Source organism: Mycobacterium gordonae (genome assembly GCF_002101675.1).
In the GTDB taxonomy this organism is placed as follows: domain Bacteria; phylum Actinomycetota; class Actinomycetes; order Mycobacteriales; family Mycobacteriaceae; genus Mycobacterium; species Mycobacterium gordonae.
This window is the reverse complement of the sequence record NZ_LQOY01000155.1, coordinates 1-22,403: the sequence shown is the minus strand read 5'-3', so window position 1 is coordinate 22,403 and position 22,403 is coordinate 1. Positions and strand designations below refer to the sequence as shown.

Annotated in this window: 21 protein-coding genes; 11 read left to right on the top strand and 10 right to left on the bottom strand. The window is 67.9% G+C overall.

Going from position 1 to position 22,403, the window contains the following annotated elements:
- Positions 1–4: 4 nt before the first annotated feature.
- Positions 5–1,378: a trypsin-like peptidase domain-containing protein gene (locus AWC08_RS21950; protein ID WP_232008069.1), complete on the bottom strand. Its 1,374-nt coding sequence runs from the start codon at positions 1,376–1,378 to the stop codon at positions 5–7.
- 126 nt (positions 1,379–1,504) lie between these two features.
- Between AWC08_RS21950 and AWC08_RS21945 the strand changes: the two genes are divergently transcribed.
- From AWC08_RS21945 to AWC08_RS21935, 3 genes are all read left to right on the top strand, one after another.
- Positions 1,505–2,530: an NAD(P)H-dependent glycerol-3-phosphate dehydrogenase gene (locus tag AWC08_RS21945; RefSeq protein WP_065131787.1), complete on the top strand. Its 1,026-nt coding sequence runs from the start codon at positions 1,505–1,507 to the stop codon at positions 2,528–2,530.
- A 243-nt stretch (positions 2,531–2,773) separates the two neighbouring features.
- Entirely contained in the window at positions 2,774–4,261 is a 1,488-nt protein-coding gene (locus AWC08_RS21940; protein ID WP_069434899.1) for a SulP family inorganic anion transporter, read from the top strand.
- A 112-nt stretch (positions 4,262–4,373) separates the two neighbouring features.
- A complete protein-coding gene (locus AWC08_RS21935) occupies positions 4,374–5,522 on the top strand; it encodes a YncE family protein (protein WP_069434900.1) in 1,149 nt (382 codons plus the stop codon).
- A gap of 51 nt (positions 5,523–5,573) precedes the next feature.
- Here AWC08_RS21935 and htpX read toward each other — a convergent pair whose 3' ends face one another.
- Both htpX and grcC1 read right to left on the bottom strand, forming a co-directional pair.
- Positions 5,574–6,437 carry a zinc metalloprotease HtpX gene (htpX, locus tag AWC08_RS21930; RefSeq protein WP_065131790.1) on the bottom strand — a complete coding sequence of 288 codons (864 nt, stop codon included), beginning with the start codon at positions 6,435–6,437 and terminating at the stop codon, positions 5,574–5,576.
- A 79-nt stretch (positions 6,438–6,516) separates the two neighbouring features.
- Complete coding sequence (gene grcC1, locus AWC08_RS21925; protein WP_065131791.1) at positions 6,517–7,524, bottom strand: nonaprenyl/(2E,6E)-farnesyl/geranylgeranyl diphosphat synthase; 1,008 nt, start codon at positions 7,522–7,524, stop codon at positions 6,517–6,519.
- Between the two features lie 45 nt (positions 7,525–7,569).
- On the opposite strand from grcC1, the gene menJ reads away from it, so the two are divergent.
- The 3 genes from menJ (at position 7,570) to AWC08_RS21910 (ending at position 9,967) form a co-directional block, all read left to right on the top strand.
- Positions 7,570–8,784: a menaquinone reductase gene (gene menJ / locus AWC08_RS21920; RefSeq protein WP_232008070.1), complete on the top strand. Its 1,215-nt coding sequence runs from the start codon at positions 7,570–7,572 to the stop codon at positions 8,782–8,784.
- 135 nt (positions 8,785–8,919) lie between these two features.
- The gene (locus AWC08_RS21915) at positions 8,920–9,597 is read left to right on the top strand and encodes a class I SAM-dependent methyltransferase (RefSeq protein ID WP_069434901.1); all 678 of its coding nucleotides are present in this window, start codon (positions 8,920–8,922) and stop codon (positions 9,595–9,597) included.
- 34 nt (positions 9,598–9,631) lie between these two features.
- Entirely contained in the window at positions 9,632–9,967 is a 336-nt protein-coding gene (locus tag AWC08_RS21910) for a DUF732 domain-containing protein (protein WP_065131793.1), read from the top strand.
- A 103-nt stretch (positions 9,968–10,070) separates the two neighbouring features.
- Here AWC08_RS21910 and AWC08_RS21905 read toward each other — a convergent pair whose 3' ends face one another.
- Positions 10,071–10,760: a demethylmenaquinone methyltransferase gene (locus AWC08_RS21905; protein ID WP_065131794.1), complete on the bottom strand. Its 690-nt coding sequence runs from the start codon at positions 10,758–10,760 to the stop codon at positions 10,071–10,073.
- 65 nt (positions 10,761–10,825) lie between these two features.
- Between AWC08_RS21905 and AWC08_RS21900 the strand changes: the two genes are divergently transcribed.
- Positions 10,826–11,650: an SDR family oxidoreductase gene (locus AWC08_RS21900; RefSeq protein WP_065131812.1), complete on the top strand. Its 825-nt coding sequence runs from the start codon at positions 10,826–10,828 to the stop codon at positions 11,648–11,650.
- Positions 11,651–11,654: 4 nt separating this feature from the next.
- Here AWC08_RS21900 and AWC08_RS21895 read toward each other — a convergent pair whose 3' ends face one another.
- The 6 genes from AWC08_RS21895 to AWC08_RS21870 all read right to left on the bottom strand — a co-directional run bounded on the left by AWC08_RS21895 (position 11,655) and on the right by AWC08_RS21870 (position 18,481).
- Positions 11,655–12,791 (bottom strand): glycosyltransferase family 4 protein, encoded by a 1,137-nt coding sequence (locus tag AWC08_RS21895; protein WP_065131795.1) that lies wholly within the window; start codon positions 12,789–12,791, stop codon positions 11,655–11,657.
- A 71-nt stretch (positions 12,792–12,862) separates the two neighbouring features.
- The gene (locus AWC08_RS21890; protein ID WP_065131813.1) at positions 12,863–13,342 is read right to left on the bottom strand and encodes a DUF3592 domain-containing protein; all 480 of its coding nucleotides are present in this window, start codon (positions 13,340–13,342) and stop codon (positions 12,863–12,865) included.
- A 26-nt stretch (positions 13,343–13,368) separates the two neighbouring features.
- Positions 13,369–15,018 carry a 2-succinyl-5-enolpyruvyl-6-hydroxy-3-cyclohexene-1-carboxylic-acid synthase gene (menD, locus tag AWC08_RS21885; RefSeq protein ID WP_065131796.1) on the bottom strand — a complete coding sequence of 550 codons (1,650 nt, stop codon included), beginning with the start codon at positions 15,016–15,018 and terminating at the stop codon, positions 13,369–13,371.
- Between the two features lie 105 nt (positions 15,019–15,123).
- The gene (locus AWC08_RS21880; RefSeq protein WP_065131797.1) at positions 15,124–15,912 is read right to left on the bottom strand and encodes an alpha/beta fold hydrolase; all 789 of its coding nucleotides are present in this window, start codon (positions 15,910–15,912) and stop codon (positions 15,124–15,126) included.
- Positions 15,909–16,826, bottom strand: a complete 918-nt coding sequence (locus AWC08_RS21875) for an o-succinylbenzoate synthase (protein WP_244906520.1) — start codon at positions 16,824–16,826, stop codon at positions 15,909–15,911. The genes AWC08_RS21880 and AWC08_RS21875 overlap by 4 nt, the downstream gene beginning before the upstream one ends.
- 50 nt (positions 16,827–16,876) lie before the next feature.
- On the bottom strand, positions 16,877–18,481 hold the full coding sequence (locus AWC08_RS21870; RefSeq protein WP_069435058.1) for an amidohydrolase: 1,605 nt from the start codon (positions 18,479–18,481) through the stop codon (positions 16,877–16,879).
- A 99-nt stretch (positions 18,482–18,580) separates the two neighbouring features.
- Here AWC08_RS21870 and fadD8 point away from each other — a divergent pair, with 99 nt between their 5' ends.
- Genes fadD8 through AWC08_RS21850 form a run of 4 tightly spaced genes read left to right on the top strand, consistent with a single transcriptional unit; the run spans position 18,581 to position 22,237 of the window.
- Entirely contained in the window at positions 18,581–20,200 is a 1,620-nt protein-coding gene (gene fadD8, locus AWC08_RS21865) for a fatty-acid--CoA ligase FadD8 (RefSeq protein ID WP_372513544.1), read from the top strand.
- Between the two features lie 14 nt (positions 20,201–20,214).
- Positions 20,215–20,661: a nitroreductase family deazaflavin-dependent oxidoreductase gene (locus tag AWC08_RS21860; RefSeq protein ID WP_065131801.1), complete on the top strand. Its 447-nt coding sequence runs from the start codon at positions 20,215–20,217 to the stop codon at positions 20,659–20,661.
- Positions 20,658–21,338: a hypothetical protein gene (locus tag AWC08_RS21855; protein WP_065131802.1), complete on the top strand. Its 681-nt coding sequence runs from the start codon at positions 20,658–20,660 to the stop codon at positions 21,336–21,338. The genes AWC08_RS21860 and AWC08_RS21855 overlap by 4 nt, the downstream gene beginning before the upstream one ends.
- A complete protein-coding gene (locus AWC08_RS21850) occupies positions 21,335–22,237 on the top strand; it encodes a 1,4-dihydroxy-2-naphthoyl-CoA synthase (RefSeq protein ID WP_065131803.1) in 903 nt (300 codons plus the stop codon). The genes AWC08_RS21855 and AWC08_RS21850 overlap by 4 nt, the downstream gene beginning before the upstream one ends.
- The last annotated feature ends 166 nt before the right edge of the window (positions 22,238–22,403 follow it).

Sequence of the window (22,403 nt, the reverse complement as noted above, 5' to 3'; positions counted from 1 at the left end):
GAAACTAAGCCGAGGCCCCCAGCGAGATCTTCTTGCCGCAGTGGGTGCAGAACTTCTCGGCGTGGTGATGCTGCGCGCCGCAGTTGGCGCAGAAGTGCGGTTCGTCAGTCCCCACCGTAGGGACGAGTCCGAGCGATCGCACGGTGCCATCGGCGTCGTCGTCGGCATCGGGGGGGACGTCCGCTTCGGCTTCGGCGCGCCGTTGGCGGCGGTTGCGGACAACCATGACCGTCATCCAGGCGCCGACGACGAGCACCAGCAAGGCTCCACTGACGATGTACCACAACACGTTCGAGCGCTCGAAGATCGAGGCGTCACCGTACTGCTCGCGCAGGTTGGCCGCGCTGGTCTTCAGGTCGGCGGCACCGGGGTAGTCGGGGGAAAGCGTGAGCGCCAGGTCGAAGTCCTTGATGGCGTCGCTGTAACGGCCCTCGTAGTAATGGCTGAGCCCCTGGCGGTAGGCCTGGTCCGCGGGTCCGAGGGTGGCCTTGACGGCCTTGGCCGCCAGCATCGTCGCGAGCGTGTCCGAAGGCGCGATGAAGTTGAACGGCTGCGGTTCGCCGGCGGGGCCGAAACTGTTGACGCCGATCACCTTTCCGCTGAGGTCGACGGTGGGACCGCCGCTCATTCCCTCGGCCACGGCGGCGTCGATCTCGTATACCGGGCTTGACTTGACGTTCGACTTCTTGCTGACCTTGCCGCTCTTGTTGGTCGGGTCGAGCGACCGGCCGGTGAGCCGCGCGGTGGGCTCTGCGTAACCGACCGTCAGCACCGCGGTACCGATACTGACCGTGGCATCGGTGGTGAGTTCGGACGACGGCAGGTTGTGTTTGTCGACCTTCAGCAGGGCCACGTCGCCCTTGCCGAGCGGCTTGAAGTCCACGACGGTGGCGGGCATCTTCTCCGCGATCTTCGTCCCGGTGCCGTAGATCAGCGTCAGGTTCACCTGTGGCCCCTGGCCCGGCAGGGTGCCCTCCACCCGCGCGTTCTTAGCCAGGTACTCCAGCGTCGCCAGCGGGTCCTGACTGACCGAAGCGTCGGGATATTGCGCCTGGTATTCGGTGGCGGCCCGTTTGAGTATCTGTTCCTTGGCCGTATCGGGATCGGCACAGTGGCCGGCGGTGGCGACCCAACCGTCGGGGTTGACCACGAATCCGGTGCAATTCCAGCTTGCGACGAAGGGAGCGTTGGAGCCTTCCCCGAAGAACGACAGGGTCTTGCCATCGGGCAACCGGACCAAGCCGTACGCCTCGGCGGCCAGAAACATGACGGCAGGCCGTATCCGTGCCGCGGCAACCTGTTCCGCGTTGGCCTGCGGTCGGCCGCCGTCGGCCACCGCACTCGCCGGCCAGAGCATCGATACAAACAGCGCGGCCACGGCGAGCAATGCTCGGCATAAGATCACCCCTTCACCATCGCGGTGCCGGCGCCCCGGCGGAAAGGGCCCGAAGTCCTCTGCCCGTGGGTCGTTGGTATTCGACGGTGACCGCAATAGGCTGACTTCATGGCAGCTGAAAAGCGCGAACCCAATGTCGTTGTCCTCGGTGGCGGTTCCTGGGGCACCACCGTGGCCTCAATCTGCGCGCGGCGCGGACCGACACTGCAATGGGTGCGCTCGGAGGACACGGCCAAGGACATCAACGAAAACCACCGCAACAGCCGCTACCTGGGCAACGAAGTCGCGCTGAGCAGCTCGCTGCGCGCTACCACCGACTTCGCCGAAGCCGCCAATTGCGCCGACGTCCTGGTGATGGGTGTGCCGTCGCACGGCTTTCGCGGGGTGCTGACCGAACTGGCCAAGGAATTACGGCCCTGGGTACCGGTGGTCTCCCTGGTGAAAGGCCTTGAGCAGGGCACCAACAGGCGGATGTCGCAGATCATCGAGGAGATCCTGCCCGGGCATCCGGCCGGCATCCTGGCCGGTCCGAACATTGCACGCGAGGTCGCCGAAGGCTACGCCGCCGCCGCGGTCCTGGCCATGCCGGATCAACACCTCGCGACCCGGCTGTCAACGCTGTTCCGCACCCGGCGTTTTCGCGTGTACACCACCGACGACGTCATCGGCGTCGAGATGGCGGGGGCGCTGAAGAATGTCTTCGCCATCGCGGTGGGGATGGGCTATTCGCTGGGCATCGGCGAGAACACCCGCGCCCTGGTGATCGCCCGCGCGCTGCGCGAGATGACCAAGCTCGGGGTGGCGATGGGCGGCAATGCCGAGACCTTCCCCGGCCTGGCCGGCCTGGGGGACCTGATCGTCACCTGCACCAGCCAGCGCAGCCGCAACCGCCACGTCGGTGAACAATTGGGTGCCGGCAAGCCCATCGACGAGATCATCGCTTCGATGAACCAGGTCGCCGAGGGGGTCAAGGCCGCCAGCGTCATCATGGAATTCGCGGAGGAATTCGGATTGAACATGCCGATCGCGCGCGAGGTCGACGCCGTGATCAACCACGGCTCCACCGTCGAGCAGGCCTACAGCGGCCTGGCCGCCGAGGAACCCGGACACGAGGTACACGGCTCGGGATTCTGACTCAGGCGCTTGTCAGGCGCGGTGCATAGAAAATTTGCGTTCGCTATGCACCCAGCGCGTCCGGTTGCCGGTGCCAGCCACCACCCATAACGTCGACGAAGGTCGTCAAGCGAGCCGCCCGAAACATCGCCGTTGCGGGGCGGATCGTATTCGCTTGTGAATCAAGACGTTACGACCGCGTTATACATCGCGATACGGGACGGATGTCGCAATGTTCCCCGCTACATCACGAGGGAGTCTCGGATGCGACAGATCGACCTTCGGCACGATCTGCCGGCGTCACTGGTGGTTTTCCTGGTGGCACTGCCCTTGTCGCTGGGCATCGCGATCGCCTCTGATGCGCCGGTGCTCGCCGGTCTGATCGCCGCGATTGTCGGCGGCATCGTCGGCGGCGCATTGGGCGGATCACCTTTGCAGGTAAGCGGTCCGGCCGCCGGCCTGACCGTGATCGTCGCGGACCTGATCGCCGAATTCGGCTGGGGCATAACCTGCTTCATCACCGCGGTTGCGGGCCTGATGCAGATATTGTTGGGGCTGAGCCGCGTCGCGCGTGCGGCCCTTGCCATTTCGCCGGTAGTGGTGCACGCGATGCTGGCCGGCATCGGGATCACCATCGCGCTGCAGCAGACACATGTGTTGCTGGGCGGCGAGTCGCACAGCTCGGCCTGGGTGAATGTGGTTGAGTTGCCCGCCCAGATTCTCGGCGCCCATCGACCCGGTCTGTTCCTCGGTTTGCTGGTGATCGCGATCATGGTGGCGTGGCGTTGGGTTCCGGCCAAGCTGGCCGCCGTTCCCGGCCCACTGGTGGCCATCGTGGTGGTGACGGTCATGTCGGTGGTGCTTCCGTTCAGCGTCTCCCGAATCACGTTGGAAGGCTCCGTGCTCGACGCCTTGCAGTTGCCCGCGATCCCGCACGGCAACTGGGGTGCCGTGGTGGTCGGCATCATCACCGTCACGTTGATCACGAGCGTGCAGAGCCTGCTGACGGCGGTCGCCACCGACCGGATGCACGACGGGCCGCGCACCAATCTGGACCGGGAGTTGATCGGACAGGGCGCCTCCAACATCGTCTCGGGCGCCGTCGGCGGCCTGCCGATCGCCGGGGTGATCGTGCGCAGTTCGGCGAACATCAAGGCCGGGGCCAAGACCAGCGCCTCGACGATCCTGCACGGCTGCTGGATCATGCTGTTCGCCCTGCCCTTCGCCGGCCTGATCGAGCAGATTCCCAGCGCCGCGCTGGCCGGGCTGCTGATCGTGATCGGAATTCAGCTGCTTCAACCGGCGCATATCGAAACCGCCTTGAAGACAGGCGATTTCGCCATCTATTTGGTGACCATCGTCGCGGTGGTGTTCCTGAACCTGCTGCACGGTGTCATGATCGGGCTGGCCCTGGCCATCGCGATGACCGGATGGCGGGTAATCCGAGCCAAGGTGGATGCCATTGCCGACGGTGATCAGTGGCGCGTGCGGATCGAGGGTGCCTGCACGTTCCTCAGCCTGCCGCGCCTGACCCGCGTGCTGGCCGAGGTGCCCCGGGGCTGCACGGTCACCCTGCACATGGCCGTCAGTTACCTCGATCACGCCGCGCACCAATCGATTACCGACTGGCTGCGCCAGCATCAGGTAACCGGCGGAACGGTTCACATCGACGGGCTGCTCGAGCGGGGGCATCCCCCACGCACCCCCATGGTGTCACTGGTCAGTAGCGAAACCCCGGAAGCGGCAGCATAATCAGCTCCCAGATCGCCCAGCCGGATGCAGCCACCGAAAGAGACATGCAAGGCCCGTCCGGGGTTCAGCGCTGGTTCGGGCGGTCGACGCCGCAGAACGGACCATGGAAAGAATGGCGCGACTGAAGAAGATCACCACCCGCACCCGTCGGCAGCGCTTGATGACGCGGCTGGGTACCGGCGGGCTCGCCGTCATCGGAGCGGTCGCGCTGGCCCTGTCCGGCTGCGGCAGTCCGGCCGGACGCCAGGCTTCCACACCGAGTTCTTCGGCGCCGCCGGGCGGCACGCGAAGTTCCTCTGGCCCAGTCAAATACGAGCTTGCCGCCACCATTCCCGTCGGCAAGGGCCCCGGCGGAGTGGCGGTGGATCCGGGCACTCACACGGTGTACGTCGGCAACTTGGACCCGGACAGCGGCAAGGGCACGGTCTCTGTGATCGACGGGTCGACGCGCATGGTCACGGCCACTGTGCCGGTGGGCCGGCGCTCGGATGCGGTGGCGGTGGATCCGGGAACTCACACCGTCTACGTCGTCAACAACTCAGACGACTCCGTGTCGGTGATCGACGGCGGTAATAAGACGGTCATCGCCACCGTTCCCGTCGCCCCCGGCCCGTATTCTCTGGCGGTCGATCCGGGCACCCACACGGTTTACGCCGGCAGCTCGGACCCCCACGGCGGCGCGGGCGCGGTGTCCGTGATCGATGGGTCGACGCACGCTGTGACGGCGACCGTGCCGGTCGGCAAATACGCGGGCGAGGTGGCGGTGGATCCGGGCAGCCACATCGTCTACGCCACCAACTCCGGCGACGACACCATGTCGCTCATCGATGGGTCGACGCACGCCGTCACCGCGACCATCCCGGTCGCCCACTGGCCCAAAGCTGTTGCGGTCGACCCGGGCACCCACGTCGTCTACGTCGCCACCATCGACCCCGAGACAGCCCCCCACGATACGCAGCCGCCGTCGCGCAGCGGCAGAGTCTCGGTGATCGACGCGTCGACCCGTACGGTGACCGCCACCATTCCCATCGGCAAAGACCCCGACGGGTTGGCGGTCGATCCGGCAACCCACACCGTCTACGTGCCCAAATACGCCAACGACACGCTGGCTGTGATCGACGGTGCTACCCGAGCGGTTACCGTCACCGCGCCCCTCGTCCCGGCCTCGCTGGGGCACGGGGTGGCGGTGGACCCGGGCACCCACACGGTCTATGTCTCCAGCTTCAACGACGGCACGGTGTCAGTGATCGAACCTCGATAGTCATTCGCCTGCCGCACAACACGATGGCCGCTCGACGACATATCACCGACCTCAGCCGCGCGCCATCTGCTCCAGCCGGCGGATGCGGTCCTCGATCGGCGGATGCGTCGAGAACAGCGAGCCGATACGCTCACCGGCCCGGAACGGGTTGGCGATCATCAGGTGGGCCTGGCTGGCCAGCTGCGGCTCCGGCGGTAACGGCGCCATCTGCACGCCGCCGGAGATCTTGCGCAACGCCGAGGCTAACGCCAGCGGGTCGCCGGTCAGCATCGCGCCGGACTCGTCGGCCTGGTACTCCCGGGAGCGCGACACCGCGAGCCGCACCACCGTCGCAGCGATCGGTCCGAGCAGCGAAACCAGCAGCATCGCAAAGGGATTGACACCACCCTCGCGGTTGCCACCGAAAGCGCCGAACCACATGGCCATGTTGGCCAGGGCGGTGACCACCGACGCGAGCGCACCAGCCACACAGGAGATCAGGATGTCCCGGTTGTAGACGTGCGAGAGTTCATGGCCCAGAACGGCGCGCAGCTCGCGCTCGTTGAGAATCTGCAGGATGCCGGTGGTGCAACAGACCGCGGCATTGCGCGGGTTGCGTCCGGTGGCAAAGGCGTTGGGCGCGTTGGTGTCGCTGATGTACAGCCGCGGCATGGGCTGGTGGGCCGCGGTGGCCAACTCGCGCACGATCCGGTACATGGCGGGGTACTGCAACTCCGACACCGGTACCGCGTGCATGGCCCGCAGGGCCAGCTTGTCGCTGTTGTAGTACGTGTAGACGTTGATGCCGATCGCGAACAGTGTGGCGATAATCAGTGCCGTTCGGCCGAACAGCGCGCCGACGAACACAATCATCGCCGACATACCGACCAACAGCAGGAATGTCTTCAGCCTGTTGGCATGCGGATGCCAGGTCATGGGTGTGTCCTCCTACGACTTGATTACAGCCGAACAACGGCTGGGAGGACGGTTCAGGTTCCGATCCGTGCGGACCGGTTCAGCCGTGCCGGCTGACGGTGTAGTCGACCAGCGCCTGCAACGCCTCCCGGCCGGGACCTTGGGGCAACAGACTCAGCTCGTGCCGCGCCCGGTCTGCGTACCCCGCCAGCGTCTCCTTGGCCTTGGCCATGCCCGGCGATGCCCGCAGTAAGGCCAGCGCTTCGAGCACCTCGTTGTCGTCGTGAATGGGTCCGGCAAGTAGCTCGCGCAGTCGCGCGCCCTCGGGATCCGTGTCTTGCAGTGCGTACAGCATCGGCAGGGTTCGCACGCCTTCGCGCAGGTCGGTGCCCGGGACCTTGCCCGACTCGTCGGAATCACTGTCGATGTCAATGATGTCGTCAGCGATCTGGAAAGCCGTGCCGACGATGCCGCCCAGCCGGCTCAGTCGTTCGATCTGGTCGTCGGGGGCACCGGAGAACATGCCGCCGAATCGGCCGGCGGCGCCGATCAGGCTGCCCGTCTTCTCGTGGACCACCCGCAGGTACTGCTCGATGCGGTCCACCCCCTCGGGAGTGCCGCGGGTCTCCCGCATCTGACCCGTCACCAGCTCAGCGAAGGTGTCGGCGACGATTCGCACGGCATCGGGACCGAGCCGGGACACCAGGCGCGACGCCGTGGCCAGCAGGTAGTCGCCGGCCAGGATGGCGACGTTGTTGCCCCAGCGGGCGTTAGCACTGGGCGCTCCGCGGCGAACCTCGGCCTCGTCCATCACGTCGTCGTGATACAGCGTCGCCAGATGGATGAGCTCGACCACCGCGGCTGCCAGGGTCACGTCCGCGTTGTCCGGGTCCGGGCCGGTCTGCGCAGCCAGCACCGTGAACAGCGGACGGAACCGCTTGCCACCGGCCTGAAACAGGTGCAGCAGGGATTCGGTCATCACCTCGTCGGAACCGCGCAGCTCAGCGTCCATCAGCTGCTCGACCCGAGCGACACCGTCACGCACGAATGCGGCGAATCCAGCGTCGCCGAAGTCAACGCCCGCCACCACCGTCGCCGGAGTCCTCATTCGACCAACATACTGGTGGGCGTGGAGAACGCAGTCCCCAGAGCCCTGCGGGCGCAGGTGGTGGTGGTCGGCGCCGGACCGGCCGGGTCGGCGGCGGCCGCCTGGGCCGCACGGGCGGGCCGGGACGTCCTGGTCATCGATTCGGCGAGTTTCCCCCGCGACAAGGCGTGCGGCGACGGGCTGACACCCCGGGCGATCCTCGAGCTGGAACGGCTGGGGCTGGGCGACTGGCTGTCCGGCCGTATCCGTCACCGCGGGCTGCGCATGAGCGGCTTCGGCGGCGAGGTGGAAATCGGCTGGCCGGGCCCGTCGTTCCCGCCGCACAGCAGCGCGGTGGCCCGCATCGAGCTCGACGACCGCATCCGCAAAGTAGCCGAGGAATCCGGCGCACGTATGCTGCTGGGCTCTAAAGTGGTTGCTGTACACCATGATTCGTCACGACGCGTGACGTCGGTGACGTTGGCCGACGGCACCGAGGTGGCGTGTGATCAGTTGATCGTCGCCGACGGCGCGCGGTCCTCGTTGGGCCGCAAGCTGGGCCGGCGCTGGCATCAGGAGACGGTGTACGGTGTGGCCGCCCGTGGCTACCTGGCCACGCCGCGCAGTGCCGACCCGTGGCTGACCTCGCACCTGGAACTGCGCTCCCCCGACGGCGCTGTGCTGCCGGGCTACGGCTGGATCTTCCCGTTGGGCAACGGTGAAGTGAACATCGGCGTGGGCGCGTTGTCGACCACCAAGCGCCCGGCGGACCTGGCGCTGCGGCCGCTGATCTCGTACTACACCGACCTGCGGCGCGACGAGTGGGGATTCGAGGGTCCACCCCGGGCGGTCGCTTCGGCTTTGCTGCCGATGGGCGGCGCGGTGTCGGGCGTGGCCGGGCCGAACTGGGTGCTGATCGGCGATGCCGCGGCCTGCGTCAACCCGCTCAACGGTGAAGGCATCGACTACGGGCTGGAGACGGGCCGGCTGGCCGCCGAGATGCTTGAGTCGCGTGATTTGTCACAGCTGTGGCCGGCGTTGCTCACCGATCACTACGCCCGCGGGTTCTCGGTGGCGCGCCGGCTGGCGTTGCTGCTGACCTTCCAGCGTTTCCTGCCGGCGACCGGACCGATCGCCATGCGTTCCACCACGTTGATGCGCATCGCCGTGCGGGTGATGGCCAATCTGGTCACCGACGAGGATGCCGACTGGGTGGCCCGGGTGTGGCGCGGCGGCGGCTGGGCGTCCCGGCTGATCGACCGCCGCCCGCCGTTCAGCTAAGAGTGCCGAGCAGACGCAAGATCCCCCAATTTGCAACGTAATTGGGGGATCTTGCGGCTGCTCGCGCAATGTGAAGGCCGGCTTTGCATATCAAGCTGGTTGACATATATCAGGCTAGTTGATATAGTCGTCGGCATGACTTCACCAGTGGATTTTCAATTCGAACAGGCTTACCGCGGCGAATGGGCGCAGCTCGGCGAAGGAGTCCGGCCGCCGTGGAGCATCGGTGAACCGCAGCCGGAATTGGCCGCACTCATCGAGCAGGGCCGCTTTCACGGCGACGTTCTCGACGCCGGCTGCGGAGAGGGCGCCATCTCACTGGCGCTGGCCGAGCGCGGGCACACCACCGTCGGCCTGGACGCCTCCCCCACCGCCATCAGGCTGGCCACGGCCGAGGCGCAGCGGCGTGGCCTGACCAACGCGAGCTTCGCTGTCGCCGACATCAGCGACTTCGCCAGTTACCCCGACGGATCGGCCGGCCGGTTCCAGACGATCGTGGACTCCACCCTTTTCCACTCGATGCCCGTCGAGCTGCGCGAGGGCTATCAGCAGTCCATCGTGCGCGCGGCGGCACCGGGCGCCTCCTACTTCGTCCTCGTCTTCGACCGGGCCGCGCTGCCTGACGGCCCCGTCAACGCCGTCACCGAGGACGAGCTGCGCGAGGTCGTCTCCAAGTACTGGGTCATCGACGACATTCGGCCCGCGCGCATCCACGCGCAGCTCCCGGCGGACATGCCCGGCTTCGTGGCTCGCGACGAACCCGATGGCCGCAAGTCGGTCGGCGCCTGGCTGCTGTCGGCCCATCTGGGCTGATAGCGAGGCTGGTGTCGGGTGTATAGTCCGTCTAATGAAGGCATTTAGGCTGGGTGCTTTCGCGGCCATGGCGGTCGCCGCTATCGGGTTGGCGGCACCCGCCGAGGCCGACGACTACGACGCCCCTTTCAACGCTCAACTGCACACCTACGGCATCTACGGGCCGCAGGACTACAACGCCTGGCTGGGCAAGATCAGCTGTCAGCGCATCGAGCGGGGCGTGGACACGGACCCGTACAAGTCGGCCATCTTCCTGCAGCGCAACCTGCCGCTGCACACCACCCAGGGTCAGGCGTTCCAGTTCCTCGGTGCTGCTCTTGACCACTACTGCCCCGAGCAGGTCGGCTTCCTGCAGCGCGCCGGCACCTAAGGCTCGCGGCTCGCCTCTGGAAATTTCCAGACCAACTGCGAGTGGAGCACTGCGAAAATTGAGGCTCGGTGAAGAGCAGGGCGGCGCACGGTGATACCGCCAGTCAGAGTGGCTTGTAGGCGGCGTGCAGTGCCACGATCCCGCCGGTGAGATTGCGCCACCGCACCGCTGACCATCCGGCTCGGGTGATCTCCTGCGCCAGTGCCGCCTGGTCGGGCCACGCCCTGATCGACTCGGCGAGGTAGACGTAGGCGTCGGGGTTACTGGATACCGCGCGTGCCACCCGCGGCAGCGCCTGCATCAGGTACTCCTTGTACGCGGTGGCGAACAAAGGGCTTGTGGGAGTGGAGAATTCGCACACCACCAACCGCCCGCCGGGCTTGGTGACCCGCGCCATTTCGCGCAGCCCGGCGGGGAAGTCGGCCACGTTGCGCAAGCCGAAGCTGATGGTCACCGCGTCGAACACATCGTCGGCGAACGGCAATCGGGTCGCGTCGCCGGCGACCTTGGGCACCGCACGGGCACTGCCCGCCGAGAGCATGCCGACCGAGAAATCGGCTGCCACACACCACGCCCCGGACTTCGCCAGCTCGACGGTCGACACCGCCGTCCCGGCAGCCAGATCCAGCACCCTCTGGCCCGGACCGATCTTCAGGGCCGACCGCGTGGCGCGCCGCCAGAACCGGTCCTGGCCCAGCGAGAGCACCGTATTGGTGATGTCGTATCGGCGGGCGACCCCGTCGAACATGGACGCGACGTCCCGGGGATCCTTGTCGAGGTCGGCGCGGCTCACCTCTGAGACGCTACCCGGCCCCCGGACGGGGGAATTCGTCGCCGGTCGATGCGTTGCACAACTTCGTGAGCGAAAAAGTTTGGTTCATCACCGGGACATCGCGCGGCTTCGGACGCCAGTGGGCGACAGCCGCTTTGAAACGCGGCGACAAGGTGGCCGCCACGGCACGCGACACCACATCGCTGGACGACCTGGTCAGTCAGTACGGCGACGCGGTGTTGCCGATCCAGCTCGACGTCACCGACCGGGCGGCGGACTTCGCGGCGGTCAAGGGTGCCCATGACCACTTCGGGCGCCTGGACATCGTCGTCAACAACGCCGGCTACGGGCAGTTCGGGTTCATCGAGGAGGTGTCCGAACAGGACGCGCGCGACCAGATCGAGACCAATGTCTTCGGCGCGCTATGGATCACCCAGGCTGCGTTGCCGTACCTGCGGGCGCAGCGCAGCGGGCACATCATCCAGGTGTCGTCGATCGGCGGCATCACCGCGTTCCCCGACGTCGGCATCTACCATGCCTCCAAGTGGGCGCTCGAGGGTTTCTCCCAGGCGCTGGCCCAGGAAGTCGCCTCATTCGGGATACACGTCACGCTGATCGAGCCCGGCGGGTTCGACACCGACTGGGCCGGCTCGTCGTCGCGGCGGGCCGAGCGCCTCCCCGACTACGCGGAAGTGCACGCCAAGCAGGACGAGTGGCGCAAGCAGCGGTGGGCCAGCCCCGGTGATCCCTCGGCTTCGGCGGAAGCGGTGCTGAAGGTGGTGGACGCCGAAGAGCCGCCGCTGCGGGTGTTCTTCGGTGCATCGCCGCTGCAGACGGCCAAGGCCGATTACGAGAACCGGTTGCGCACCTGGGAGCAGTGGCAACCGGTGGCCGAGTTGGCTCAGGGCTAGGTTCTCAGGCGTACCGACGGGCGTGCCGGGCCGGGCCGGCCAGTACTGCCTCGTAGTGGCCGAGCAGCTCGTCACAGATGACCGGCCAACTGCGGCCGAGCACGCTGCGCCGGGCCGCCTGCGAATACCGTGGTCGCTCCGCCAGCAGGTGCTCGACGGCTGCGGGCAGCCGTGCCTCGAACTCCTTCACCGGCAGCAGCAGGCCGGTACGGCAGGGAGCGACCAGATCACGCGGGCCGCCGGCGTCGGGGGCGATGACCGGCAACCCCGACGCCAGCGCTTCCTGCACGACCTGACAGAACGTCTCGTGTTCGCCGGGATGCACGAAGACGTCCATGCCGGCGTACGCCGCGGCGAGGTCGTCGCCGTAGAGCGCGCCGGTGAAAACCGCTGTGGGCATGAGCTTCTCCAGTTTCGCCCGGTCGACTCCGTCGCCGACGATGACGAGACGCACCGCGTCGGCGGCGGCCAGCCCCGCGAGGCGTTCGACGTGCTTCTCCGGGGCGAGCCGGCCGACGAACCCGACGATCGGCCTGCCGTCCGGTGACCACCGCCGCCGCAGCGTCTCGTCCCGCGCCGACGGTGCGAAACGAATCAGGTCAACCCCGCGCGCCCATCGGTGAACCCGCGGAAAACCCTGCGCGACAAGAGCTTCCATGGTCGGCGTGGACGGCGCCAGGGTGCGGTCGGCGCGGCTGTGCAGGTGCCGAAACCATGCCCACGCAGCCCGGGTGGTGATCGGAATGCCATAGCTCGCCGCGAAACCCGGAACGTCGGTCTGGTAGACAGCCACCGTCGGGACGCCGAGTCGGCGCGCGGCCAGCATGCCGCCGTATCCGAGCAGCGCCGGTGAAGCCAGGTGCACCACGTCGGGATCGAATCCCCGCAACACGCGCACAAGTCGGGGCGTGGGTACACCCAGCGGCAGCGTCGTCACCTTGGGAAACATCCGCGACGGCGTTCGGTGGACGCGGACCCCGTCATGCACGCGGTCCGCGCGCGGCGAACCGGGCGGGTTGTCCGGGGCGACGACGAGGGCTTCATGACCGCTGCGACGCAGATGCTCGAGCACCCGGACCACCGAGTTGCTCACACCGTTGACCTGCGGGAGGAATGATTCGGCGACGATTGCAACGCGCACGCCACCAGATTGGCAGCGCCGACTGTCGACCAGGTAGCCGCCGGGAGTACGCGACGCGAAATCTGTTCGCGTTATGACGCGGCTTGGTTCAGCCGCTTGTCCAGCACCGCCAGCAGGGTCAAGGCGGCCGCACCGACCAGCCAGGCCACCACCGCGATGGAGCCCGCCGGGATGATCGCCAGGCCCGCGTTCCGATGCTGCACCCGCACCAGGTTGGGGTCTTTCTTGTTGTATTCGACGTAGATCCGCATGCCGGTGGCCAGCTCCGAGGGGTACAGCACGCCGAGCTCTGGTCGGTAGGTGACGCGGTCCGGGGTGACGAACTCGATGGTGGAGCGCCGCGGGCCGGCACTGAGGACCTCGGCCTGCGCGACTCCCATGTTGCGGGTGATCGCGAGGTCATTGCGATAAGCCCCGGCCACCAACAGCACAGACTGCAGCGTGACGAGGAGGATGATGATCAACACGGCGATGCGCGCCCACCGCACCACCATCCTGGGGCGGGTGTCTGGCAGTTCCTCGCTGGTGCCGTGAATGAGTATGCGCAGCAGACCTTTCGGCGGCTTGGTGAGTCTTCTCACAAAGCGGCCTTGATCGCCGCATGCAGTCGGCGCAACGACGACCGGTCCGCCTTGACCTCCAAGACCCGCATGCCGGCGGCGGGCTCGTCGAGAGCGGCGGCCAATTGGTCCACCTCGATCTGCCGGCTCTCCACGTGGTAGGCACGGCACAGCGCGCCGACGTCGACGTCGTGCGGCGTGCCGAAGACCCGGGCGGACACGTCCGAAAATCGCGGGTCGCCCTGCTCGAGCAGTTCGAAGATGCCGCCGCCGTTGTCGTTGGAGACGACGATGGTGAGGTGTCGCGGAGTCGGCTCGGTGGGCCCGATCAGCAGCCCGGAACTGTCGTGGACGAAGGTGAGGTCGCCGATCAGGGCGACGGTGCGCGGCGGGTTGTCGGGATTGCCGACGCGCTCGTAGGCGAGCGCGGCCCCGATGATGGTGGACACGGTGCCGTCGATTCCGGCGACCCCTCGGTTGGACCGCACCCGGATGCCCTTGGTGTTGAGCCCGACCAGGGCGGCGTCCCGCACCGGATTGGACGCCCCCAGTACCAGCTGGTCACCGGGACGCAGCGCGTCGGTGACCGCGGCGGCGACGTGCAGGCCGGTGGTGAGCGGGTGCTCGGCGAGTTGGCCGCGCACCGCGGCAACAGCCTGCTCGTTCACGTCGTCGCAGCGCCGTAGCCACGCCGGGTCGGGGGCGCCGGTGGTGACCGCCCGGGTGCCGGTGGCCTGCGAGTTGCCCGAGACGTCGGGCCAGCGCGGCCCCGTCGTCAGCGCGTACACCGGCACCGCGGCATCGGCCAGCAGGGCCGAAACCGGGCGGTGCAACGTCGGGCGGCCCAGCATGATCACCTGCTGAGGACGCAGCAGCGGCAGCGCCAGCGGATGCAGCGGGTTGGCCGCCGGCGGCGCAGTCGGCTCGGCGACGGTCGGCAACGCCGCGAGATTCGGGTGCACGCCGGCGCCGTGGCCGGCGATGACGACGGTGTCTGGCGTGAGGTCGATGTCCAGCGGTTGATCGAAGGTGACCGGTGGCGTGTAGGTCCACGGTCTCCCGTCGGGGCGGCCTGCGGGAATGTGCGCATTGAGGTGCTCCGCGTCGGGCACCAGAGGTTCGCGCAGCGGAATGTCGAAGTGCACGGGTCCGGCGTTGGCCGTGCGAGAACCCATGGCGGCCACCAACACTCGGCAGGTCGCCGAACGCCAGGTGGCGTTGAGAGCCGGTAACCGCTCGGGTGTGTCCTCGGCCAGGCCGAGGCTGATGGTGGCCCTTACCTGCGAGCCGAAATAGCCGAGCTGTTCCATGGTCTGGTTGGCCCCGGTGCCCAGCAGTTCATACGGCCGGTTGGCGGACAACACAATCAGCGGCACGCGGGCGTAGTTGGCTTCGACCACCGCCGGCCCGAGGTTGGCGACCGCGGTGCCCGAGGTCATCGCGATGCATACCGGCGCGTCCGCCCCGAGGGCCAGGCCGATGGCCAGATAGCCGGCGGTGCGTTCGTCGATGCGTACGTGCAGCCGCAGCCGGCCGGCCCGGTCGGCATCCTGCAGGGCAAACGCCAGCGGCGCGTTGCGTGAGCCGGGGCACAAGACCACGTCGCGGACGCCGCCGCGGATCAATTCGTCGACGACGACGCGCGCCTGGGTCGTCGAGGGGTTCACCTCTACAGGGTGTCACAACCGCGCGCGGCGTCGACTCTGCGTCCAGGGCGGCGACACGCCGATGAGGTGCGCACTGGACGCAGTCTCAACGGCCCTAGTGGCGAGTCAGGCCTTGACCCCGGCGAAGAACTTCAGCATTGCGGCGTTCACGGCCTCGGGCCGCTCCAGGAACCCCAGGTGCCCGGTATCGGGGATCTGCAGGTACCGGCCGTTGGGCAGCGCATCGGCGACCTCGCGCCCCAGGTAGGGCGGGGTGATCACGTCGTCGGAGAATCCAATCACCAGCACCGGGGCGGCAATATTGCGGTAGGCGGGCAACCGGTTGCTTTGCGGGGCGATGTCGAGCTGGCAGCGATAACCGGGCGTGAGTTTGGTCGGCCACATGCTGAACATCGCGATCCAGTCGGCGATGGCCGCGTCGTCGTTCAGCGTCTTGCGCGAGAAGTTCTCCACTAGACGGGTTTTCGCGTCGTAGGTGGCGGGCAGCCCGACGCCCGCCGCGTCGAGGTCGGCCTCGGCCTGATGGAAGAACTGGCGGGTGCGGTCGAGCCGGCCGCGGGTGGCCATCAGCACCGCCGAGCTGACCAGTTCGGACCGGACCACCATGAGTTCCTGCGCGATGTACGACCCCATCGACACCGCAACGATCCGCACTGGACCGATGCCGAGGGATTCGATCAGCGCCGCGGTGTCGGCCACCACAGTCTGGGTCGTGAAGCCTTCGGCGTTCTCGGTGGCGCCGATCCCACGGTTGTCGAAGGTGACGCAGCGGTATCCCGCCGAAAGAAACGCCGGCACCTGATGCAGGTGCCAGGTGCGTCCGGCACCGCCGCGCCCGGAGATGAAGACAACCGGCTCCCCGGTCCCCTTGTCGTCGTAAGCCAGGTTGATCACCCGATCGACGGTACAAGCAGCGGGTAACAGGCCTTGACCCGGTCGATCCACCACCGTCGCCGATCCGCCGGCGCACGCAACGCCTCCAGCCGGGCAGGATCGGGCGCCACCGGACCCACCGGCAGCGATCCGTCGACGGGCTCGACCGGATCGGTGACGTCGTCAACGAACAGCCGGCCGGTGCCCAGCCCGCAGGCATGGCGCAGTTCCGGCAAGGCCGCCGCGGCGGCCAGACCATGGGCGATCCCGACGGCCGAGTCCAGCGCGCTGGACACCACGATGGGGACGTCGATCTGCGCGGCGATTCGCAGCATCGCCGAAATCCCGCCCAGAGGAGCGACTTTGAGCACCGCGACGTCGGCGGCGCCGGCGCGGACCACCGCCAGCGGATCCTGCGCCTTGCGGATGCTTTCGTCGGCGGCGACGGGCACGTCGACCCTGTGACGCAGCTCGGCGAGCTCGCTGACCGTGGCGCAGGGCTGTTCGAGGTATTCGAGCGGGCCGTCGGCGGTCAGTGCATGGGCCGCCCGAACCGCCTCCTCGACCGTCCAGCCCCCGTTGGCGTCCACCCGGACCGTGGCGACCAGCTCCCGTACCGCGTTCACCCGGTCGACGTCGTCGGCCAGCGTCTGCCCGGGTTCGGCGACCTTGACCTTGGCGGTGCGGGCGCCGGGAAACCGGGCCAGCACGGCCGGCACCTCGGCCGCGCCGACGGCCGGGACGGTGGCGTTGATCGGAATACGGTCACGCCGGGCCGGTGGCGGCTGCTGGTAGGCGGCCTCGATCGCCGAGGCCAGCCAGTGCGCGGCCTCGGGCGGGCCGTATTCGACGAAGGCGCCGAATTCGCCCCACCCGGCCGGGCCCTCGATCAACGCCAGCTCGCGCGTGGTGATGCCGCGGAACCGCACCCGCATCGGCAGCGCCACGACGTGCAGGCGGTCCAACAGGTCCTGCACACCCGGAGTCACTGCCCGTAGACCTGCCTACCGGCCAGGAACGTCGCGCGGACCTGTAGATCGGCGATCTGCTCGGGCGGCACCGCGCGCGGGTCGGCGGACAGCACCACCAGGTCGGCGTACTTGCCGACCTCAAGCGACCCGATCACGTCGTCGGCGAACAGCTGCCAGGCGGCGTCGATGGTTTGTGCCCGAATTGCCTGCTCGACGGTGAGCCGCTCCTCGGGCGCCAGCACCCGTCCACTGGGGGCCACCCGGGTCGCGGCCACGCTGATGTTGCGCAGGGGCTCCTCGGGCGTCACGGGTGGGTCGTTGTGCAGGGAGATGCGCATGCCGGTGGCGACGGCGGATCCGGCCGGCATCCAGCGCGAGCCGCGCTCCGGCCCGAACAGCCCGTCGACGATGACGTCACCCCAGTAGTGGATCTGGTCGACGAAGATGCTGCAGGTGACCCCGAGTGCGGCGGCGCGCTGTAGTTGTTCGGGCCGGATGGCGCCGACGTGTTCGAGCCGCATGCGGTGATCGTCACGCGGATGCTGCCGCAAGGCTTCCTCGTAAACGTCGAGGATGGTGTCCACGCCGGCATCGCCCTGCACGTGACAGGCCATCTGCCAGCCCAGCGGCAGATATGCGCCGACGATCTCGGTCAGCTGCTCTTTCGTGTAGTTGGCGCAGCCGCAGGAACCCGGCGTAATGCCGGCGGACCGGGTGGCCGCCGTGTCCAGATACGGGAACGACAGTGCGATATTGCCGATCCACGGTGACCCGTCCACCCAGATCTTGATGCCGACCTGACGCAGCATGTCGTCACCCTCGCCAGGAGTGGCTTGCGTCGACATCTGCGCGTTGGAGACCTCGTAGGTGCGCAGCCGCACGGTCAGGTCCTTGTGCATTTGCTCGACCAGCGGCTTGAACTTCGGGTCGAAGGCCATCTCCGAACAGGTGGTCAGCCCGGCACGGTTGAGCCGCGCGCACTCGGCGCGCAGCATGTCCGGGTAGGCGCCGGCCTGAATCGCACCGCCCAGCAACGGGAAGACGGCGCCGATCTCCTCCGCGGTGCCGTCGAGTTCGCCGTTCGCGTCGCGGCCGTATTTGGCGCCCTTGGGGTCGGGGGTGTCGCGGGTGAGGCCGTTGAGTTGTGCGGCGCGCGAATTGAAGTAGGCCTTGTGGCCGGAGTTGTGGATGATGACCAGCGGGCCGTCGGGTGCGATGTCGTCCAGCCAACCCAGCGTCGGGTTCGGCAGGCCGGGCTGCAACAGGGCGTCCCAGCCGTTGAGGTAGGCGCCCTCCGAGCCCCGGCGGGCGGCCTCTTGCCGAACCGTGGCGACGACGTCGTCCGGGTCCCGGATAGTGACGGGGCGGATGTCGATGATCCGGTCGGAAAGCGCGATCGCCTCCATCAGCGGGTGTCCGTGCGCCTCGACGAAACCCGGCATGACGCAGCCGTCGCCGAAATCGATGGTGCGGGTGCCGGGCCCCTTGTACTGCGCGACGTCGGCCCGGTCGCCAACGGCGACGATGCGGCCGTCGGCGATGGCGAGCGCCTCGGCGGTGGGACGGTTTTCGTCGACGGTGAGAACGGTTCCGGTAATCACGACATCTGCGGCGCTCATGTGTGCAGACTCTACTGATCAAGGCCCCCGCGAAGCAGAATTGCAACACGTTCTAGTCTGGGATATCAGTCGCGCCGGCGACGATGCTTCAGCGATGCGATGAGGAGGAGCGGCGCCATGAGTGTCGATTTGTTGCGCAACCCGACCCACAACGGCCATCTGCTGGCGGGCGCACTCAAGCGCCACAAGAACCGGCCGGTGCTCTTCCTCGGCGACACCACGCTGACCGGTGGTCAGCTCGCCGAGCGGATCAGCCAGTACGTCCAGGCATTCGAGGCCCTCGGCGCGGGTTCCGGCGTCATGGTCGGACTGCTGTCGCTCAACCGGCCGGAAGTGCTGATGATCCTCGGAGCCAGCCAGACGCAGGGTTATCGGCGCACCGCGCTGCACCCGCTCGGCTCACTGGACGACCACGCCTATGTGCTCAGCGACTCCGGGGCCAGCGCGCTGATCATCGACCCCAACCCGATGTTCGTCGAGCGCGCGCTCGGATTGCTGGAAAAGGTGGACTCGCTCAAGCAGATCCTCACCATCGGCCCGGTGCCCGAGGCGTTGCAGGGGGTGGCTGTCGACCTGAACGCCGAGGCCGCCAAGTTCGAGCCCAAGCCGCTGGTGGTCGCCGACCTGCCGCCGGACAACATCGGCGGCATGGCCTACACCGGCGGCACTACCGGCAAGCCCAAGGGCGTGATCGGCACCACCGGGAACATCGCCGCCATGACCCAGATCCAGCTGGCCGAATGGGAATGGCCGGAACACCCCCGGTTCCTGATGTGCACACCGCTGTCACACGCCGGCGCGGCATTCTTCACCCCGACCGTGGTCAAGGGCGGGGAGATGGTGGTGCTGGCCAAGTTCGACCCGGCCGAGGTGCTGAGAGTCATTGAGGAGCAACGCATTACGGCCACCATGCTGGTGCCGTCGATGCTCTATGCGCTGATGGACCACCCGGACTCGCACACGCGGGACCTGTCCTCGTTGGAGACTGTCTACTACGGCGCTTCCGCGATCAACCCGGTACGGCTGGCCGAGGCCATTCGGCGCTTCGGCCCGATCTTCGCCCAGTATTACGGCCAGTCCGAGGCCCCGATGGTGATCACCTACCTGGCCAAGGCCGACCACGACGAGAAGCGGCTGACCTCCTGCGGACGGCCCACGCTGTTCGCCCGGGTGGCGCTGCTGGGTGATGACGGCAAGCCGGTGCCGCAGGGCGAGCCGGGCGAAATATGTGTCAGCGGACCACTTTTGGCGGCCGGCTACTGGAACAAGCCGGAGGCGACGGCCGAAGCGTTCAAGGACGGCTGGCTGCACACCGGCGACATGGCCCGCGAGGACGAGGACGGCTTTTACTTCATCGTCGACCGGGTCAAGGACATGATCGTGACCGGCGGCTTCAACGTCTTCCCGCGCGAAGTCGAGGATGTCATCGCCGAGCACCCGGCCGTCGCGCAGACGTGCGTGGTCGGCACCCCGGACGAGAAGTGGGGTGAGGCCGTGACCGCGGTGGTGGTGCTGCGCGCCGACGCCGCCCGCGACGAGGCGGCGATCGAATTGATGACCGCAGAAATCCAGGCCGCGGTCAAAGACCGCAAGGGCTCGGTGCAGTCGCCCAAGCGGGTTGTCGTCGTCGACGCGCTGCCGCTGACCGGACTGGGCAAGCCCGACAAGAAGGCGGTGCGCGCGCAGTTCTGGGAGGGCGCCGGCCGCGCGGTGGGCTAAGTACGCTGGCGGGCATGGCTGACCGCATCGCACCGCCCTGGTGGCTCAAGCCGCTGAACAAGGTCTTCATCCAGATGTCGAAGCTGGGCATGAACTTCGGCGGCGAGAGCCCGGTCGTGCTGACGGTGCCCGGCCGCAAGTCCGGCAAGCCGCGCTCCACGCCGGTCACCCCGATGACCTTGGACGGCAAGCAGTATGTGGTGGCCGGCTTTCCGGGTGCCGACTGGGTCAAAAACGTCAGGGCCGCAGGGGAAGTCACGCTGACCCGTGGCCGCGAGAGTGAGCGGGTGCGGATGGTGGAACTTTCGGCAGCGGAGGCGCGACCGGTGCTGCGGGCGTTCCCGACCGAAGTGCCGACCGGGGTGGGCTTCATGAAGCGTTCCGGGCTCGTCAAAGACGGGCGCCCCGAGGAGTTCGAAGCACTGGCCGGGCGCTGTGCCGTCTTTCGTTTCGACACATGATGCTGCGTCCGTTGATCGCCGTCTTGGTTGCCGCGGGCGGTCTGGCCGGGGCGCCCCGCGCGGCGGCCGCACCGGGCTGCGCCCCGGGCGGCGCCCCTGCACCACCGGGCGCGGCCAGCCGGCAGATCGGTGATGTCGACGGCGACGGCCTGCCCGACACCTTGTGGGTCGGCAAGTGGCAAGGCCAGGACGGCGCGATGACCCGGGCCGTCGGCATCGCCACCGCCAGCGGGGCGAACAGCGACGTGCCGATCGTGTCGGCCAGCCCGATACCGGTGCGCGCCTTGGCTGTTGATATTCAGGACGGTCACCAGGTGATCGCCAGCCTGGGCCGCAGCGCACCCCTGTATGCGTTCGCCGAGTGCCGGCTGCAGATCGTTCGGGAAGACCGTGGCAGGCCGTTCGTGTTCGATCTGGAGAACCTCGCGGGCATGGGCACGGGTGTCGGGTGCAGCGACTTGGGAGACGGGCGTCACCTCGTGGCCCTGCAGGCACTGGGCAGCGGCGACCAGTGGACCGTGCGCCGCACCGAGGTCGACCTGAACGGGCTCCGGGCCGCTACCGGAAGATCCGATACCCTGACGGCCACGTCGGAGCACGACCCCGTGGTGACGACCGCCCAGACGATCAGTTGCGGCGAGCTCAACATCGACCAGGATGGAGTCCAAGAGCCTTGAGCGACAATCCTTTTGACGCCGCACAGTGGCGACTCGTCGACGGCTTCGACGATCTGACCGACATCACCTATCACCGCCACGTGCGCGACGCGACGGTGCGGGTGGCGTTCGACCGGCCCGAGGTGCGCAACGCGTTCCGCCCGCACACCGTCGACGAGCTCTACCGGGTGCTCGACCACGCGCGGATGTCGCCGGATGTGGGTGTGGTGTTGCTGACCGGCAACGGGCCGTCGCCGAAGGACGGCGGCTGGGCCTTCTGCTCCGGCGGGGACCAGCGCATCCGCGGACGTAGCGGCTACCAGTACGCCAGCGGCGAGACCGCGGACACCGTGGACGCGGCGCGCGCCGGCCGGTTGCACATCCTCGAGGTGCAGCGGCTGATCCGGTTCATGCCGAAGGTGGTGATCTGCCTGGTCAACGGGTGGGCCGCCGGAGGTGGGCACAGCCTGCATGTGGTCTGCGACCTCACCCTGGCCAGCCGCGAACACGCGCGTTTCAAGCAGACCGACGCCGACGTCGGTAGCTTCGACGGCGGGTACGGCAGTGCGTACCTGGCCCGCCAGGTGGGCCAGAAGTTCGCTCGCGAGATCTTCTTTTTGGGCCGGGCGTACACCGCCGAGCAGATGCATCACATGGGTGCGGTGAACGAGGTGGTGGATCACGCCGAGCTGGAAGCCGTCGCCGTGCAGTGGGCGGCGGAGATCAACGCGAAATCGCCTCAGGCGCAACGGATGCTGAAGTTCGCGTTCAACCTGCTCGACGACGGCCTAGTGGGGCAGCAGCTGTTCGCCGGGGAAGCCACCCGGCTGGCGTACATGACGGACGAGGCCGTCGAGGGTCGCGACGCGTTCCTGGAAAAGCGTCCGCCGGACTGGAGCCCGTTTCCACGGTATTTCTGACGCTATCGCGTTACGGCACGTCGTCGTCGGCTCTGAGTGGTCTTTCGGGGTGGTGCATGCAGTTGGTGCGGGGTCGTCCGTGGTCGAGGTGGGCGGGTGGGTGCCATTCGGTGTGGCCGTGGGCGTTTCTGCGGGTGATGTATTTGCGCAGTTCGACCATTCTGTT

Coding starts and splice junctions, on each gene's coding strand:
- AWC08_RS21945 (WP_065131787.1), top strand. CDS start 1,505: ATGGCAGCTGAAAAGCGCGAACCCAATGTCGTTGTCCTCGGTGGCGGT.
- AWC08_RS21940 (WP_069434899.1), top strand. CDS start 2,774: ATGCGACAGATCGACCTTCGGCACGATCTGCCGGCGTCACTGGTGGTT.
- AWC08_RS21935 (WP_069434900.1), top strand. CDS start 4,374: ATGGCGCGACTGAAGAAGATCACCACCCGCACCCGTCGGCAGCGCTTG.
- htpX (WP_065131790.1), bottom strand. CDS start 6,437: ATGACCTGGCATCCGCATGCCAACAGGCTGAAGACATTCCTGCTGTTG.
- grcC1 (WP_065131791.1), bottom strand. CDS start 7,524: ATGAGGACTCCGGCGACGGTGGTGGCGGGCGTTGACTTCGGCGACGCT.
- AWC08_RS21915 (WP_069434901.1), top strand. CDS start 8,920: ATGACTTCACCAGTGGATTTTCAATTCGAACAGGCTTACCGCGGCGAA.
- AWC08_RS21910 (WP_065131793.1), top strand. CDS start 9,632: ATGAAGGCATTTAGGCTGGGTGCTTTCGCGGCCATGGCGGTCGCCGCT.
- AWC08_RS21875 (WP_244906520.1), bottom strand. CDS start 16,826: ATGCGGGTGCGGTTCCGCGGCATCACCACGCGCGAGCTGGCGTTGATC.
- AWC08_RS21870 (WP_069435058.1), bottom strand. CDS start 18,481: ATGAGCGCCGCAGATGTCGTGATTACCGGAACCGTTCTCACCGTCGAC.
- fadD8 (WP_372513544.1), top strand. CDS start 18,581: ATGAGGAGGAGCGGCGCCATGAGTGTCGATTTGTTGCGCAACCCGACC.
- AWC08_RS21860 (WP_065131801.1), top strand. CDS start 20,215: ATGGCTGACCGCATCGCACCGCCCTGGTGGCTCAAGCCGCTGAACAAG.
- AWC08_RS21855 (WP_065131802.1), top strand. CDS start 20,658: ATGATGCTGCGTCCGTTGATCGCCGTCTTGGTTGCCGCGGGCGGTCTG.